Annotated in this window: 15 protein-coding genes; 11 read left to right on the top strand and 4 right to left on the bottom strand. The window is 61.3% G+C overall.

The window, feature by feature from the left end; all coding sequences use genetic code 11:
• Together K728_RS0105030 and dnaE are read left to right on the top strand one after the other, a co-directional pair.
• On the top strand, positions 1–595 hold a 595-nt coding region (locus K728_RS0105030), incomplete at its 5' end, for an RluA family pseudouridine synthase (RefSeq protein WP_024476041.1).
• Positions 596–661: 66 nt separating this feature from the next.
• On the top strand, positions 662–4231 hold the full coding sequence (gene dnaE / locus K728_RS0105025) for a DNA polymerase III subunit alpha (protein WP_024476040.1): 3570 nt from the start codon (positions 662–664) through the stop codon (positions 4229–4231).
• A 12-nt stretch (positions 4232–4243) separates the two neighbouring features.
• Here the strand turns inward: dnaE and K728_RS0105020 are convergent, their stop codons facing one another.
• The gene (locus tag K728_RS0105020; RefSeq protein WP_024476039.1) at positions 4244–4762 is read right to left on the bottom strand and encodes a flavin reductase family protein; all 519 of its coding nucleotides are present in this window, start codon (positions 4760–4762) and stop codon (positions 4244–4246) included.
• Positions 4763–4817: 55 nt separating this feature from the next.
• Here K728_RS0105020 and K728_RS0105015 point away from each other — a divergent pair, with 55 nt between their 5' ends.
• From K728_RS0105015 to K728_RS0105000, 4 genes are all read left to right on the top strand, one after another.
• Positions 4818–5330 (top strand): hypothetical protein, encoded by a 513-nt coding sequence (locus K728_RS0105015; protein ID WP_019481325.1) that lies wholly within the window; start codon positions 4818–4820, stop codon positions 5328–5330.
• Between the two features lie 348 nt (positions 5331–5678).
• Positions 5679–6245 (top strand): hypothetical protein, encoded by a 567-nt coding sequence (locus tag K728_RS0105010; protein WP_024476037.1) that lies wholly within the window; start codon positions 5679–5681, stop codon positions 6243–6245.
• Between the two features lie 229 nt (positions 6246–6474).
• Positions 6475–7824, top strand: coding sequence for an APC family permease (locus K728_RS0105005; protein ID WP_024476036.1), 1350 nt, complete (start codon positions 6475–6477; stop codon positions 7822–7824).
• 103 nt (positions 7825–7927) lie between these two features.
• Complete coding sequence (locus K728_RS0105000; protein ID WP_019481317.1) at positions 7928–8296, top strand: DUF1622 domain-containing protein; 369 nt, start codon at positions 7928–7930, stop codon at positions 8294–8296.
• 332 nt (positions 8297–8628) lie between these two features.
• On the opposite strand, the gene K728_RS0104995 is transcribed toward K728_RS0105000, so the two are convergent.
• Positions 8629–8946, bottom strand: coding sequence for a P-II family nitrogen regulator (locus K728_RS0104995; protein WP_019481316.1), 318 nt, complete (start codon positions 8944–8946; stop codon positions 8629–8631).
• 5 nt (positions 8947–8951) lie between these two features.
• On the bottom strand, positions 8952–9899 hold the full coding sequence (locus K728_RS0104990) for a sodium-dependent bicarbonate transport family permease (RefSeq protein WP_019481315.1): 948 nt from the start codon (positions 9897–9899) through the stop codon (positions 8952–8954).
• A 215-nt stretch (positions 9900–10114) separates the two neighbouring features.
• On the opposite strand from K728_RS0104990, the gene K728_RS0104985 reads away from it, so the two are divergent.
• Both K728_RS0104985 and K728_RS0104980 read left to right on the top strand, forming a co-directional pair.
• A complete protein-coding gene (locus K728_RS0104985) occupies positions 10115–10990 on the top strand; it encodes a DUF6671 family protein (RefSeq protein WP_024476035.1) in 876 nt (291 codons plus the stop codon).
• Positions 10991–11073: 83 nt separating this feature from the next.
• Positions 11074–12237 carry a calcium/sodium antiporter gene (locus K728_RS0104980; protein WP_024476034.1) on the top strand — a complete coding sequence of 388 codons (1164 nt, stop codon included), beginning with the start codon at positions 11074–11076 and terminating at the stop codon, positions 12235–12237.
• Between the two features lie 119 nt (positions 12238–12356).
• Here the strand turns inward: K728_RS0104980 and K728_RS0104975 are convergent, their stop codons facing one another.
• A complete protein-coding gene (locus K728_RS0104975) occupies positions 12357–13028 on the bottom strand; it encodes a dihydrofolate reductase family protein (protein WP_024476033.1) in 672 nt (223 codons plus the stop codon).
• A gap of 224 nt (positions 13029–13252) precedes the next feature.
• Here K728_RS0104975 and K728_RS0104970 point away from each other — a divergent pair, with 224 nt between their 5' ends.
• The 3 genes from K728_RS0104970 to K728_RS0104960 form a co-directional block, all read left to right on the top strand.
• On the top strand, positions 13253–14356 hold the full coding sequence (locus tag K728_RS0104970; protein ID WP_443110925.1) for a D-TA family PLP-dependent enzyme: 1104 nt from the start codon (positions 13253–13255) through the stop codon (positions 14354–14356).
• A 159-nt stretch (positions 14357–14515) separates the two neighbouring features.
• On the top strand, positions 14516–15820 hold the full coding sequence (locus tag K728_RS0104965) for a cation:proton antiporter (protein ID WP_024476031.1): 1305 nt from the start codon (positions 14516–14518) through the stop codon (positions 15818–15820).
• A gap of 90 nt (positions 15821–15910) precedes the next feature.
• Positions 15911–16410 (top strand): histidinol dehydrogenase (locus tag K728_RS0104960; RefSeq protein ID WP_024476030.1); only part of this gene is annotated, 500 nt, incomplete at its 3' end.

Here is a 16410-nt window from a genome sequence, read left to right as displayed (position 1 = left end):
CGTCGGCGCCCTCGCCGCCGCCGGGTACCGGATCTCGACGTCGGGTGCCACCGAACGCGCCGGCATTGTCCACCGCCTGGATGTGGGAACCTCCGGAGCGATGGTGGTCGCCAAAACCGAGCACGCCTACACGGTCCTGAAGCGGGCGTTCAAGGAACGCACCGTGGAGAAGGTCTATCATGCGCTGGTCCAGGGTCTCCCGGACCCCCTGGTTGGTACCATTGACGCCCCGATTGGTAGACACCCGGCCCACGACTGGCGGTTCGCTGTGCTGGAAGACGGAAGGCCCTCCAGGACTCATTACAAGGTGCTCGAAGCGTTTGGGAAGGCTAGCCTTCTCGAGGTCAACCTCGAGACCGGCCGGACCCACCAGATCAGGGTCCATTTTTCGGCGCTTCGGCACCCCTGCGTGGGGGATCTCACATACGGCGCTGACCCTCGGCTTGCCGCCAACCTGGGGCTCACCCGCCAATGGCTCCACGCCCAGAAACTTACCTTCGAACATCCGGTCTCAGGCGACACCGTCAGCGCGACCAGCCCCTACCCCAATGATCTGCAGTATGCCCTCGACGCCCTGGCGGCCGGGAACGTCTAGGCCGTGACGCCTCGTTCGCGGACCGGCATGTCAGCCGGGGGCGCCGGCCGACTGACCTAGAATGGGATGGTGGTTTCATCAGCATCTCCCCAAGCTTCCCCGGCCAAGCCAACCCGCGAAGACTCCTTCGTTCATCTGCATAATCACACCGAGTACTCAATGCTCGACGGCGCCGCCCGGCTGACTGACCTGTTCAGCCACACCGAGGAACTGGGCATGAATGCGCTGGCCACCACCGACCACGGGTTTGTGTTTGGGGCGTTCGACTTTTGGGACAAGGCGCGGGCCGCCGGGGTGAAACCCATTATCGGCGTCGAGGCGTATCTGACGCCGGGCACCGCCCGGGCTGACAAGACCCGCGTGAAGTGGGGTGGTGGTGGCCGCGATGACGTCTCGGGTGCCGGCGCCTACACGCACATGACCATGTGGGCTGAAACCACCGAGGGGATGCACAACCTGTTCCGGATGTCTTCCCTGGCATCGCTGGAAGGCTACCTCTACAAGCCCCGGATGGACCGCGACCTGCTCCAGACCTACGGCAAGGGCCTCATCGCCACCACCGGTTGTCCCTCCGGGGAGGTGCAGACAAAACTCCGCCTCGGTCTCTACCGCGAGGCAGTCAAGGCGGCCTCTGATTTCCGCGACATTTTCGGCGTCGACAACTTCTTCTGCGAGTTGATGGACCATGGGCTCGATATTGAACGCGCTGTCCAGTCGGACCTGATCAAACTTGCCAAGGAGTTGGGGTTGCCGTTGGTGGCCACCAACGACCTGCATTACACCCACGCCGAGGACGCGAAAGCCCACGCGGCGCTCCTGTGCGTGCAGTCCGGTTCCACCATGGCCGACCCGAAACGGTTCAAGTTCGACGCCGACGAGTTTTACCTGAAGTCGCCCGCCGAAATGCGCTCCATTTTCCGGGATCACCCGGATGCTTGCGACAACACCCTGCTCATCGCCGAGCGGTGCGACGTCGAGTTCAATACCAAAGCAAACTACATGCCTGGCTTCCCCGTCCCCGAGGGTGAAAGCGAGCAGTCCTGGTTCGTGAAGGAGGTCGAGACGGGGTTGCAGTACCGGTACCCCACGGGCATCCCCGACGCGGTCCGCAAGCAGGCCGAGTATGAGACCGGCGTCATCACCCAGATGGGGTTCCCCAGCTACTTCCTGGTGGTCGCCGACTTCATCAACTGGGCCAAGGACAACGGCATCCGGGTGGGCCCCGGCCGAGGCTCCGGTGCCGGGTCAATGGTCGCCTACGCTATGCGCATCACAGACCTCGATCCGCTGCAGCACGGCCTGATCTTCGAACGGTTCCTCAACCCGGAGCGCGTCTCCATGCCCGACTTCGACGTCGACTTCGATGATCGGCGCCGTTCCGAGGTGATCCGGTACGTCACCGAGAAGTACGGCGACGAGCGAGTCGCCATGATCGTCACTTACGGCACCATCAAGGCCAAGCAGGCCATGAAGGATTCCTCCCGGGTGATGGGGTACCCGTTCTCGATGGGGGAGCGGCTCACCAAGGCAATGCCGCCAGACGTCATGGGCAAGGGCCTGGCCCTGACCGATGTGCATGACAAGAACTCCAAGCGGTACTCCGAGGCCGAGGAACTGCGTGAACTGCTGAAGTCCGACGCCGACTCCGCGAAAGTTTTCGAGACAGCGCTTGGCCTCGAAGGCCTGAAGCGCCAGTGGGGCGTCCATGCGGCGGGCGTCATCATGTCCTCGGACCCGTTGATCGACATCATCCCGTTGATGCGTCGTGACCAGGATGGTCAGATCATCACCCAGTTTGATTACCCGACCTGCGAAAACCTCGGGCTGATCAAAATGGACTTCCTCGGGCTGAGGAACCTGACGATCATCACCGACGCGGTGGAGAACATCAAGCTCAACAAGGACATCGACCTGGTGCTCGAGGAGCTGGACCTCGAGGACCAGGGCTCCTACGAGCTGCTGGCCCGCGGCGACACCCTGGGTGTGTTCCAGCTCGACGGTGGCCCGATGCGTGCCCTCCTGAAATTGATGCGCCCCGACAACTTCGAAGATATCTCGGCTGTCATCGCGCTGTACCGACCAGGACCGATGGGTGCGAACTCGCACACCAATTACGCCCTGCGCAAGACCGGCGCCCAGGAAGTCACCCCCATCCACGCCGAACTGGAAGAACCACTCGCCGAAATCCTGGGAACCACCTACGGCCTGATCGTGTATCAGGAGCAGGTGATGGCGATTGCCCAGAAGGTCGCTGGCTATTCGCTGGGCCGCGCGGACATCCTGCGCCGGGCGATGGGCAAGAAGAAAAAATCCGAACTGGATAAGCAGTACGAGGGCTTCGCCAACGGCATGAAGGACAACGGATACTCCGAAGCGGCGATCAAAACGCTGTGGGACATCCTGCTGCCCTTCTCCGACTACGCGTTCAACAAAGCGCACTCTGCGGCCTATGGGCTGGTGTCTTACTGGACGGCCTACCTCAAGGCCCACCACCCGGCCGAGTATATGGCCGCCCTGCTCACGAGCGTCGGCGATGACAAGGACAAGCTCGCGATCTACCTCAACGAGTGCCGCCGCATGGGTATCACGGTGCTCCCGCCGGACGTCAACGAATCCAGCGTCAACTTCACCCCGGTCGGCACTGACATCCGCTTCGGGATGGGGGCCATCCGCAACGTCGGCGCCAACGTGGTGGGCGCGATGGTGGGAGCCCGCACCGAGAAGGGCGCTTTCACCTCCTTCAGCGACTTCCTGCAGAAGGTGCCGGCGGTGGTCTGCAACAAGCGGACTATCGAATCGCTGATCAAGGCCGGGTCGTTCGATTCGCTCAAGCATCCGCGGCGCGCCCTGGCCATGATCCACGAGGAAGCCGTCGATTCGGTGATCGTCCTCAAACGCAACGAGGCCGCCAACCAGTTTGACCTTTTCAGTGCCTTCGACGAACCCGGATCGGTGGGTGGGCTCTCCGTTGAGGTGCCGGATCTGCCGGAGTGGGAGAAGAAGGACAAGCTTTCCTTCGAACGGGACATGCTGGGACTTTACGTTTCCGATCACCCGTTGCAGGGACTCGACGGGATCCTGAGCCAGCACGCCGACTCCTCGATCACCTCGATCATCAGCGACGAAGGCCCGGCCGACGGCGCGATGGTCACCATCGCCGGCATGATCACCTCGTTGCAGCGGCGGATCGCCAAGAACAGCGGCAACGCCTACGCCCGCGCCGAAATCGAAGACCTCGCCGGGTCGATGGAAGTGATGTTCTTCGGCCAGGTTTACGGCCCAATCGCGGGGGTCCTCGCCGAGGACCTCATCGTCGTCGTCCGCGGACGTTTGCAGCGGCGCGACGACGGTGCGGTCACCTTGAACGCGCAGGAGCTCAGCGTTCCGGACCTTAGTGAAGGCCATTCCGGGCCGGTGGTGATCTCCATGGCGCACCACAAGGCGACCGAGACGGCAGTCGTGGCGCTGCGGGACGTCCTCAGGACCCACCCTGGTACCAGCGAGGTCCAGATCCGGTTGAACAGCAACCGGAAGGTCGAAGTAATGAGGCTCGGCGTTGAACTGAGAGTCAACCCGACGTCATCGCTCTTCGGCGACCTGAAAGTGTTACTGGGGCCGGCCTGCCTGGACGTGTAGGCGTCTGACGCGCTAGATCTCGTAATCCAGCGCTGTGGGTTGCCCGTAAACGCCGCCGTGATAGAGCAGGGGAACGCCCGGCGGGCCGACCTCGCCGGCCTCCACCTCGGCGACCACGACCGCGTTGTTTTCGAAGGACAGCCTCATGCTGATGCGGCCGATCAGGTGTGCTGCCACACCCTCCAACAGCGGCACACCGTGCGGTCCGGGCTTCCAGTGATCTCCGCTGAAACGGTCGCGGCTTCGGGCGAACCGGTCGGCCAGCTCGCGGTTACCCAGCCCGAGCATGTGGACGCCGATGTAGTTGGTGTTCGCGACGGCGGGCCAGGACGAGGAGGTGCGGGCCATGTTGAAGCTAAACCTGGGCGGGTCCGCGGAAAGCGACGAAACGGATGTTGCGGTGAATCCGAACGGCTGGCCCTCATAGACAGCAGTGATGATCGCTACCCCGGCCGGATGGCGGCGGAACGCGTCCCGGAAAGCTGCTGTTGAGTCATGGACTGTTGGGTCGGCTGGGCGTAGATCATTCACGCACCCCACCCTAAGGGAGGCCTTGGTGCCGCATAACTTTGTTAATGTATAAGTCATGCGATCCTCCAGTCCCGACGCCGAGCAGGCCGGAAGCTATCCGCCGCCGGTGTACTCGGTTGCCACCGAAGACACCGCCGTCCCACCCACCTCGCTTCTTTGGTGGGCATCCACAATGGTCGGTCTGGGGTTGCTAATGGGTATGGCATGGTGGTTCGCCGCGCCGGGTGGGGGTCTGTACGGCGACCCAGCCCCCGAGGAAGCGGCCTTGGTGACCGATCTGACGCTTGGTGGTCTTCAGCTGGTGGTTGGCATCGTGGTGGGCTGGCTTCTCGTTCAACGGATGGATCTCCCCGGGGCATGGCAGCGGATTGGGTCGGCGGTGGGCGGATCGATCCTCGGATCGGTGCTAGCGGTGCTTATCGGACAGTGGCTGGGCATGATGTTCGGCGCAGATCCAGACTTTGTCTTGCTATCCCCGGGCGTAGCGGCGATTTGGCCCGGGGCCGCGGCCCTGGTGGTCTTCGTCTCGACGCTGATCGAACTAGCGTGGGGTAAACGCCGCGTCTAAAGCGCGCCGTGTGAGTCGTTCCTCCTCATTGGTGCCCAGGCCCAATTCCTTCTTCAGCGGGGCCCGTGACGCGACCGGTCCTCGCATGTGATGGGACTATACTGGCTGCGTCCCTTCGACCGTAAGCAAGCTTTGTATCGCATTTCTACCCCAGTTATCGGACCGTAACCCTTCTTATCCCCGGCCCCGCCGAAGTGTGATCTTGCAAAGAGTAAGGAGCCGGGCTGTGACTCCCTTCTATTCCGCACGCTTCGATTCCGCACGGACGTCTGGCGGACAGCGTTCCTTGACCGATGTGAGCTCTACAGACAGAGTGGATGGAAACCTCTCAACTCGAGAACAGGAGCCATGATGGACAGCCGAAGTAGGCAAACGCTGCGCAGTGCGGCTGTGATAGCTATCCTCCCCGTCACATTGTTCATGCTAAACGGGTGCGCAGGTCCCGACGATGACCTGCCGAGCCTCGTCAATGAGGAGACGGCGGAAACCGATGAAGTACTAGAGGAAGTGTCCGAGCCAGCTCAGCCCTACGCCGATTACACGGGTGTTTACGACACCGCGTTTTTCGACGACCTGGAGTTCTATGTTGGCGAGGAAGTTACCATTGCCGCCATCGTCGGAGAGGTGATTTCCCCCAACATGTTTACCCTTGTAAGCAACACGGTTCCACCTGAAGAGGATGTCGTCGACATCGATGCAGTCATTATCAAGCCGTTGCTGGTAATACACCAGGAGGACCTTCCTGAACTTGCCCCAGGAATGCCGGTAGGGGTGATTGGTGAGGTGCACGAAGAATTCTATCCAGCGACCGTGGAACAAGACCTACAAGTAGACCTCGACGATGATGCATTCGAGGACTGGGAAGAGCAGGCATACCTGGAAGCTGCCAGCGCCGCATCCCTTGCTACCGACTAAAATCTCTTCGACAAAGTAGTACAGCCTCGATCTGGGAGAGAACCCCCGACTCTTTATGCCACCTATCGAATTGGTGCTGACCAGATTCGTCACGGGTGTCACTCTTCGTCACTATCCTCGGCTGGGGACTCAACGGGATCCTTTGGGCCATGCCTTCCCCGCCACACGCAAGCCCAGCTGAACAGTCGTAAAGAAACTAGGTGCAGGCATGACGCGAAAGGATGACCGCATGGAAGCCGAATCATCATCGAAGAATGAGCAGAAGCTGTCGTTGACCGGTTCCGTGGCCCTGGGGACCGGGGTCATGATTGGGGCGGGTATCTTCGCGCTCGTTGGCCAGGTGGCCGAACTGGCCGGCGGCTGGGTACCGTGGGCGTTCTTCGCCGGCGCCGTGGTCGTGGGGTTCAGCTCCTACTCCTACATCCGCTACTCCGCAAAGAATCCATCTTCCGGCGGCATCGCCATGCTGCTCAAGGCCGCCTACGGCCCCGGGGTGGTTGCCGGCTCGTTCTCGTTATTCATGTACGTGTCGATGATCCTGGCCGAAAGCCTTCTTGGGCGCACCTTTGGAACCTATCTGCTGCGTCCCTTCGGACTGCAGGACTCTACGCTGTGGGTGCCGGTCCTGGCTGTGATCGCCATTGCGGGCGCAGCGATAGTGAACCTGGTAGGCAACACGCTGGTGGAACGCTCCGCTACGGTCACCGCAGCGATCAAGATTATTGGCATCGCGGTCCTAGCCGTTGCCGGGATCCTCACCGCCGGTCTCTCCTCCCTGGGGGACCTGTTCACCACCACAGACCGCACACCACCGGATGCAGGGCTCCTGGGATTTCTGGGCGCGGTCGCACTGTGCATTTTGGCGTATAAGGGATTCACCACCATCACCAACCAGGGTGGGGACCTGCGTGATCCCAAACGCAACATTGGGCGGTCCATCATGATCGCCATCAGTCTATGCACCGTGCTCTATCTGATGATTACCGTCGCGGTCACCGGGAGCCTCACCGTCCCTCAGATCGTGGAGGCCCGCGATTACGCTCTCGCTGAAGCAGCCGAGCCGGCGTTCGGGTCATGGGGGGTGGGCCTGACCGTGGCGATCGCGGTGGTCGCTACCCTTTCGGGACTAGTGGCCAGCCTGTTCTCAGTTTCGAAACTCTACGACATGCTCCGCGACATGGGCCAGGCCCCCGGCTTGCCCGGCAAGGTCGGACACCAGTCGCTGTATATCACCGCTGGGCTAGCCATTCTCATGGCCGCCTTCTTCGACCTGTCCCAGATCGCCTCCCTCGGCGCGATCCTCTACCTGGTCATGGACATCGCCATCCACTGGGGCATCATCCGGCACCTGAAGGACGACGTCGAAGCCAAAACCTGGATCCCCTGGGTAGCGATCGTCCTCGACGTCGCCGTCCTGATACCCTTCATCCTTCTCAAAGCGCAATCAGACCCATTCACCCTGATAATCACCGCCGTCGTCGCGCTGATCATCGTTGTGACCCAATGGCTCGTGGTACGCCGACGGAACGACGACGCCGCGCCCACGGAAGGAACGTCCACCCGGCACGAGTCCGACTGACACGCGTCACCAGCGGTCGTTGCAACTAACTTCAGAACGGCTCAGAGTGTCCTCACGATGAACCTCAGCTCGGTTCTCCGACATAAAAGGCAGGTGCAGCAGAGTGGAATTCAAGGAAGTGATGGAAGGGATTGGTAAAGCGGTCGACGCGGCCGGTGTCGCCGCGATAGTGATCGGTATCATTGCTGCGAGCCTGATTGCCGCTGGCGCCCTGCTGCGACGGCGAAAGAACGAAGGCCACAAGACCTACGAGACTTACCGCCGAAGACTGGGAAGATCCATTCTTCTCGGCCTTGAGCTGCTGGTAGCAGCGGACATCATTCGGACCGTTGCAGTAACCCCCACTTTCGAATCAGTCGGCGTGCTGGGTCTGATCGTCCTGATCCGAACATTCCTCAGCTTCTCGCTTGAACTCGAGATTACCGGCAGGTGGCCTTGGCAAAAGTCACCAGCAAAGGAACCAACTGCATAAATGAAGCCCGGGTTTCATTCCGCTATTTTCTGTAAAAAGGATCGCGACGATGCCCATGCAGTGTCCTCCCGACCTCCGTCAGCGTGCAGGGCGCAGGACAGTGGATCGGTTGTCCGAATATTCCTCATCGCCAACAAGCAGGCGGCATGATTCACGGGACGGTTCGGTTAGCTGTGCCCTTGTGGGGCGTTCTCGGGCTTGGCTGGGCCAGGTCAAGCTCCTGGTGGGTGCCGCGATCATGGTGGGGCAGAAGACTATGCCTGTGTCATAACTGGCGGATCGCGGCGTTTCGGCCGGCTGTCGCGCTGCTTGGCTTTAACGGCCGGCGTTTCTCACGTGGCGGTGCTGGGCGGTCTGTTCAAACGCAGGACTTCGATGTCGCTCGTGAACAAGATCATTGCGTAGTTGTCGGAATAGTTTTTTTCGAGAAACCCGGCGATCGCCCCGGCCGTCGCTTCATCGCATGCCACCTCGATGCGGATGTTGCTGCTCGGTTCCCAGCCGGCGTTACGCACGCCGTGGTGGCCTTTCCCTCGCGCATCGGTGATGGTATAGCCGCGAGCATTCAGTCGGTCGAGCTCGCGCGCGAGTGTGGTTTCAAGCACCGATTCGGTGATGATTGTTAGCAGCTTAGTTGTTCGGTTTTGCATCAGTCTCATCCTCCAGCGAGAGCAGTATGTGCCCACACGGCCATCGTGTAGTAGATCGGAATTCCGATCAGTACGTTGAACGGGAACGTTATCCCCAGCGAGGCGGCCAGCGAAAGGGTTGGGTTGGCTTCGGGAACTGAAATGCGCATGGCTGCTGGCGCCGCGATGTACGACGCACTTGCCGCTAGCGTGGCAAGAACCATGGTTCCACCGATGGAGAGGCCCAAAGCCCAGCCGAGCCCGGTCCCGACCAGGCCGGAAAAGAGTGGCATGACTATTCCAAAGGCGATGAGAAAAATTCCGTGCTTGCGTAGGCTGCCGATCTGCGTCGCCGTGATGAGCCCCATCTCAAGCAGGAAAAGGGCCAAGAATCCCTTGAAAAGGTCAAAAAAGAACGGCTCAATCGAAGAGAGCCCATCCGGGCCCGCCAGCCATCCGATGAGAAGCCCACCCAGGAGCAACACCACGCTTTTCCCAAGGAAAACCTCATGGCCAATTGATTTCCACCTGGTTTCGCGGGAGAGGCCTCGAGCCAGAATGATTCCCATAATGATGGCTGGCACTTCCATCAACACCAGGAGCAACGGCATGTGCTCTTCGAATGCAATCTCGCGGCTACCCAGGTAAGCGACGGCCACCGCATAAGTACCCACACTCACTGAGCCATAGTGGGCTGCGATGGAAGCGGAATCTGCTCGGTTGAAGCGACCCAGATAGCGGAGTGTGGGGAAGGCAACCAGCGAGAGAAGGAACCCCAGCGCAACAACGGCGAGCATCTGCGGCAGCAGAGTGACGAAGGGCTGTCTGGCGAGCTCTATACCGCCTTTGAGGCCGATGGATAGCAGCAACACAATGCTGATGAAATCGTAAACTGCTGCCGGTAGGCGCAACTCCGAACGCAGGAGTCCCGCCACTGCGCCGAGCAGGAAGAAAAGGATGATGGGATCGATCACGTGGGCCTTTCTTACTGCTGCACAAACGTCGGCATTGGTGAAAATTCGCTGTCTGTGCGCTGGCGTGTGGGATGAACACCGAAGACACCATGACAGCTCCTCATCGTCTCCGGAATTCTATTCCTGAACTATACTTCATGTATTAAGTCACGGAAGACCCAGCCAAGAAGGGCACCTATCCTTCCTGTCTGAGGTCGTCCACGGAGAGGTTGCAAATGCCCGCTATCCATGTCGGCACACCAATGCCGCTCCCCATGTATCCGGGTGAACGGATAGCTCTACTTACCCAGCATGGCAAGGAGCGGGTCATCGGCCCGGTGCTAGACGATGCGCTTGGTTGCCGGATTGAACATGTTGCAGGCTACGATACTGATCTGCTCGGTACTTTCACCCGTGACATTCCACGCGCCGGCACACAGCTGGAGGCTGCACGCAGGAAGGCGCAGATGGGCATGAAATTGTCGGGACTGCCAATTGGTATCGCCAGCGAGGGCTCATTTGCAACAGATCCCTACCTTGGAATGTTTCCCTGGAATATTGAACTCATCCTATGGATCGACACAGGCCGTGAGCTGGAGATTGTCGCCATGGCTCAAGGTAAGACGAATTTCTCTCATCTGCTGACCGCGGACTGGGCGGAGGCCCGCGGGTTTGCCTGTAGATCCAAGTTTCCTGACCATCACTTAGTTGTTCGACCTGACGGCGAGCAGGACCCCGCCTTCCGTAAGGGACTATCCAACTGGACCGAGCTGGAGCTGGCCTTTTCGGCCGCTCAGGCCCAATCGGGGGAAGGGCAGGTCTTTCTGGAGACAGATATGCGTGCTTGCGCCAATCCCACTCGTATGGAAACTATCCGCCTCGCTGCGGAAGATCTTTCGCAGCGGATTCGTTCCAGATGCCCGGAGTGCGCCAGCCCAGGATTCTGGAAAGTGGATCGCGTTTCAGGGCTGAAGTGCTCCAGCTGCGGTGAATCCACAAGCGAAACCCGCGCCGTCATCTATGGGTGCATCAGCTGTGAGTACCGCTGCACTCGCGAGCTGACTGACCCACCCCGAGCCGACCCGCGCTTCTGCGAGTACTGCAACCCTTGACCTGAATCAACCTCGAAGCAATGTCCTGGCCCTTGTGAACCCTTCCGGCAGCTAGCCGTAGGTAGCCCCGTACACTTTTACCCATGGATGCTCTTGACGTCGGACGGATCGTGGTCGGCCTGGTGTTGCTCGTTCTGGGGGGAGAATTTCTGGTTCGGGGAGCTTCATCGCTGGCCCGACGTGCGGGAATTTCTGCGCTGGTGGTCGGGCTCACTGTCGTATCGGCGGCAACCTCAGCACCGGAGTTGGCGGTGACCATCGGTGCCGTGATCCGCGATGAACCGGGCCTCGCAGTGGGGAACGTGGTCGGCAGTAACATCGTCAACGTCCTGCTCATTCTGGGAATATCCGCCTTAATTCTGCCCATTGCCGTGAAGCAGCGGTTGGTGCGCTTCGATCTGCCCCTAATGGTTGGCCTATCTGCCGGTCTGCTGCTCTTATCACTGGATGGGAGTATCAGCGCCCTGGATGGGCTGCTCCTGTTCAGTGTCGTTGTGGTGCACACTGTGATGACCATTCTCGTCAGTCGACGGGAGGTCAAAAGCCTCCACACCACACCGAATTTGCATAACACCCCAACCACCGCTGACTCGACCAAAGAACAAACGGAGGAAAAGGAAACGGCGGTGCGCGCCGACTCCTTCGTAAGATCGCTCCTGCTCGTCCTGCTGGGGGTAGCCCTACTGGTTGCTGGTGCTTCGTTGCTTGTTGACGGTGCAGTGAGCATCGCCTCCTCGTTGGGCGTGAGCAGTCTCGTGGTCGGGTTGACCGTAGTGGCAGTCGGAACGTCACTGCCAGAACTGGCAACATCGATCATCGCGGTACGGCGAGGTGAACGGGACCTGGCCGTCGGTAACGTGGTGGGCAGCAACATATTCAACATCGGGGTGGTCCTCGGTCTTCCGGCACTGATCTCTCTTGAAGGCATTACCGTGGCCACTGCCGCGGTCGCGTTCGATATGCCGGTAATGCTGGCGGCTTCAGTAGCCTTGCTGCCCATCGCATTCACCGGATTTGCCGTAGCACGCTGGGAAGGCATTCTGTTCGTGGGGCTATACCTCGCCTACACCGGTTACGTTGTGCTGGCCGCTACAGCACACGACGCGCTCGGCGGATTCACCGCCGCCATGGCCTGGTTCGTACTTCCGTTGATCGCGGTAACCCTCATCTCCTTTACCTCGTTCGAAGTTGGGCTCCACAAGGGGCGAAAGCTAAACCAAGCCGGAAACCCCAACTCCGTGCCCTAATTGCCTCGCGGATCCATTGCCCACCCGAGGACAGGGAAACACTGCGAAATATGGCTCTGACCGGGAACTATGTGGGCCCGCCGCAGGGTCATTGGCGCGCTAACAGGTGATGACCATGGTCACCGCTCACTTGGGGGTCCCGGACGTCGGTCGAAGGTCAGATGGATGACACCGCTGGGGGAGGGCGCTGCCTCAATGTGGAAGCGTTCCTCGAGCCCTTCGAGGGAGTCCCACAGCCGTTCCCCCCGGCCAAGGAAGATCGGGACAAGAACCAGGTGCATTTGGTCGACCAGATCGGCTTCAAGAAACTGCCGGACGGTGGCGGCGCCACCGCCGATTCGCACATCGAGATCGCCGGCGAGGGTGCGAGCCTGTTCGAGCGCTTCGGCAGGCTCGGCGTCCACAAAGTGGAATGTGGTGCCGCCGTCCATGGCCAGTGTCGGACGTAAGTGGTGAGTCAGGACGACTACAGGGGTGTGGAAGGGCGGATTGTCTCCCCACCAACCCTTCCACTGTTCGTCGGCCCACGGGCCGCGCTGAGGCCCGAACTTGTTCCGGCCCATGATTTCGACTCCGATGCCGGAGGCCCATTGGCTGGCGAAGACTTCGTCGACACCGTCGGAGCCCCGTTCCTCGCCGTGGAAACCCAAGTGCTGGAAAGTGCGTGTCGGGAGGGCCCATTCAAGCAAGCGCGTCCCGGCATGCCCGAAAGGCGCGTCCAGTTGTTGCCCCTCGCCCGTGCCGAATCCATCGATCGAGACAGAAAAATTGTGAACACGAACAAGCGACATTGGGCTTCTACCTTCCTGCCAGGGGTCGACGGCGACACTCAGGACAGCCAACGCGGCCGTTCTGACGAGGCTGCGCCGACCGTAGCGCAACCCGCGATAAACCCGCAAGGAGTCCGGCCGCGATCGTGACAGTGGTGGTGTCGAGGACAACCATCAGCCGGGTCCTGACGAGAATGCCCCGAGCCCACCCACGCATGTGGGGGAGCGCAGGGGACTATGGAGGAATGATTAATCCTGTGCCGGAAGGTATTGAGACCCCAGAGGTCATGATTGACCTGGACACCCTCCAGCGCAACATCGATCGGATGGCCACGGTGGTACAAGGCAAGGGAATGGGTCTTCGACCGCATGTGAAGACCCACAAGATCCCGCAGATCGCCGCACTACAGCTGGCCGCGGGTGCGGTGGGTCTGACGGTAGCGACCATCGGGGAAGCTGAAATCTTTGTGGACCATGGTGCGACGGACCTCTTCATCGCCTATCCGCTCTGGGTCACTCCCCATCATGCCCGCCGACTGATTCAACTCAGCGCCACCGCACGGGTCGCCGTCGGGACGGATTCAGTCGAAGCCACTCGCGCGATGGGCAAGGCGCTTTCGGGTGCCGCGGACAGGATCGAAATCCTGGTGGAGATAGACAGCGGTCACCATCGCAGCGGGGTGAGCCCATCGGCAGCGGTTGAGGTCGCTCGTTCGGCGGCCGAGGCCGGGCTAAGGGTGTCGGGGGTCTTCACCTTCCCGGGGCATAGCTATGCGCCGGGTATGCCAGTAAGCGCAGCCGATCAGGAACAAGAAGCGCTCGCGGAAGCAGCCCGGCTGGTCGGGGCCGCGGGGTTCGAGGTCTCCCGGATTAGCGGCGGGTCGACCCCGACGGCTACCCTCACACGCACATCAGCGGCAACCGAGGTCCGACCCGGAGTGTATGTCTTCGGAGACGCTCAACAGCTGGAGCTGGGGCGGTGCACCCTGGACGATATTGCTTTGACAATCGTGTCAACTGTTGTCAGCCGCCATGAAGGTGACGCCCACGCGCCACGCAGAGTCATCCTGGATGCTGGCAGCAAGGTGATCGGCAGTGACCGCCCAGCCTGGGCCACCGGGTTCGGGCGGCTCGCGGACCATCCCGAAGCCCGTATTAGCGCACTGTCCGAGCACCATGCCACGGTCAGCTGGCCCGACGGTACACAACTGCCAGCCCTGGGCGAGCGGTTGCGGGTGATTCCCAACCATGTGTGCCTAACCATGAACCTCGTGGACGAGGTGACAGTACTGAGCAGCGGCGTCGTCGTCGACCGCTGGCGGGTTGCCGCCCGCGGCAAAAACAACTAGACCCTCTCGCACTCTGGGGGCCGGCATCCCCAGGGCGCGGCCCAGCATCGCGAGAAAGGCAGAAGCTAGGCGCTCGTCACGTGGAGTGCCGATTCGGCGTAACCTACTCTTGCGTGGTTCACACAGGGTGCACTAGTCCGCATAACGAAAGAGGTACCGGTGTTTGAAACACCGAGTGTGATATTCGCTGCCGCCGGGATTGCTGTCTTCGCAGCCGCGTTGCTGCCACGTTTGCTGCTGCGGGCCCCGGTCTCGATGCCAATGATGTTCCTTGCCGCCGGCTTCGTGGTGTTCTATTTCGCCGAAGGGCTGCCGGACCCGGACCCGATTGCGTACAGCGATGTGACAATTCACCTGAGTGAGATTTGCGTGATCGTGTCCCTCATGGGCGCGGGGCTAGCCCTGGACCGAAAGGTGGGACTAAAGCGTTGGGCCACCACCTGGCGGTTGCTCGGGATCGCGATGCCGCTGTGTTTGATCGTTTTCACGCTGCTCGGAATGTGGGTGCTCGGCCTCGGGCTGGCTGGAGCGATCCTCGTCGCGGCGGCCCTGGCGCCCACGGATCCGGTGCTGGCATCAGAAGTGCAGGTCGGAGCGCCCTCCGAAACGGAGGAAGAACTCGAAGGCGAGGATGAGGTGCGATTCGGGCTTACCTCCGAGGCCGGGCTCAACGACGGCCTTGCCTTCCCGTTCGTTTATCTCGCCATCGCCATCAGCCTGGTGGGTAGTTCGCCCTCGGCGTGGTTCCCCGAGTTTGTCGCCCTGGATGTGGTCTGGCGGATAGCCATTGGATGCCTACTGGGCTTCGGAATGGGCAAGCTGCTGAGCAGGATCTTCTTCCAGTCCCGAATCGAGAGCGCCCGGCTGGCCAGTCACTCCGAGGGCTTTGTTGCTCTCGCAGCCACCTTCCTCACCTACGGGGTCACCGAAATGGTCGAAGGATACGGGTTCATTGCCGTCTTCGTCTGCGCCGTGACTATCCGCTCAGGCGAACAGACGCACGGGTTCCACGGAGTGCTGCACAGCTACATCGAGCAGCTCGAACGGCTCCTCACAGTTGTGGTGCTCGTCCTACTGGGCGGCGCCGTGGCAAGGGGACTTCTGGCAGGAGTCACCCTCAGCGAAATCCTTGTTGCGCTCGCCTTCCTCCTGCTGGTGCGGCCCATCGCGGCGTGGATCAGCCTCGCACGAGGCAGCACCGGGCCCTGGGAACGCGCCGTCATTTCCTTCTTCGGCGTCCGCGGTATCGGCTCCATCTACTACCTCAGCTACGCCCTCTCCAAGGGCGAGTTCGCGAGCGAGGATGAGACCCTATGGCGCATTGTCGGCTTGGTCATCGTCATGTCGATCCTCCTTCACGGCGTCACCGCCGCACCCATGATCAATGCCCTGGACAAGGCGCGGGAACGCAAGGCGCTTCGGGAATCCGGCACGGAGGGCACCGCCCCGAAGACCGCCATCTGAGGACGGGCCACCGGGTGCGACCTTCACGAAATGTTGGTCGACGCCCGGGCATCAGCGGGGTTGTCCTGAGCTGCCCGCTAGACTTGGAGCGTGAATATTTCGCTCGCCCAACAGCCCTCGGCCGACTCTTTCGCTGACTTCCGGACCATCGATCTGCGAGGCAGTGCCCTTACCGGCGCGGCTCTCAGCGCAGTGATGCCACGACCGGAAATGGGAGGCTCCGGCGTTGAGGCGCCGGTGGCAGCGATCCTCGCCGATGTGCAGGAACGCGGCCTGGTCGCGCTGACCGAGCTCGCGCTGAGGTTCGACGGGGTCGAGCAGACCTCTCCGCGGGTTCCGCGGGAGGCCCTGACCAAGGCCCTGGCCGAACTCGCTCCGGATGTGCGGCTGGCCCTGGCCGAGTCGATCGATCGTGCCCGCCGCTTCGCCGCCGCGCAGGTTCCCGACGACGTCGAGGTGGAAATCTCCCCGGGCGCCGTCGTGACGCACAAGTGGATAGCGGTCCGCCGGGTGGGCCTCTATGTTCCGGGCGGATTGGCTGTCTACCCGTCCTCTGTAGTGATGAATGTGGTGCCGGCACAGGCGGCCGG

Source organism: Arthrobacter sp. CAL618, from assembly GCF_000468215.1.
Taxonomy (GTDB): Bacteria; Actinomycetota; Actinomycetes; order Actinomycetales; family Micrococcaceae; genus Arthrobacter_D.
The sequence above is the reverse complement of the archived record's forward strand: the minus strand, read 5'-3'. Positions and strand labels throughout refer to the sequence as shown.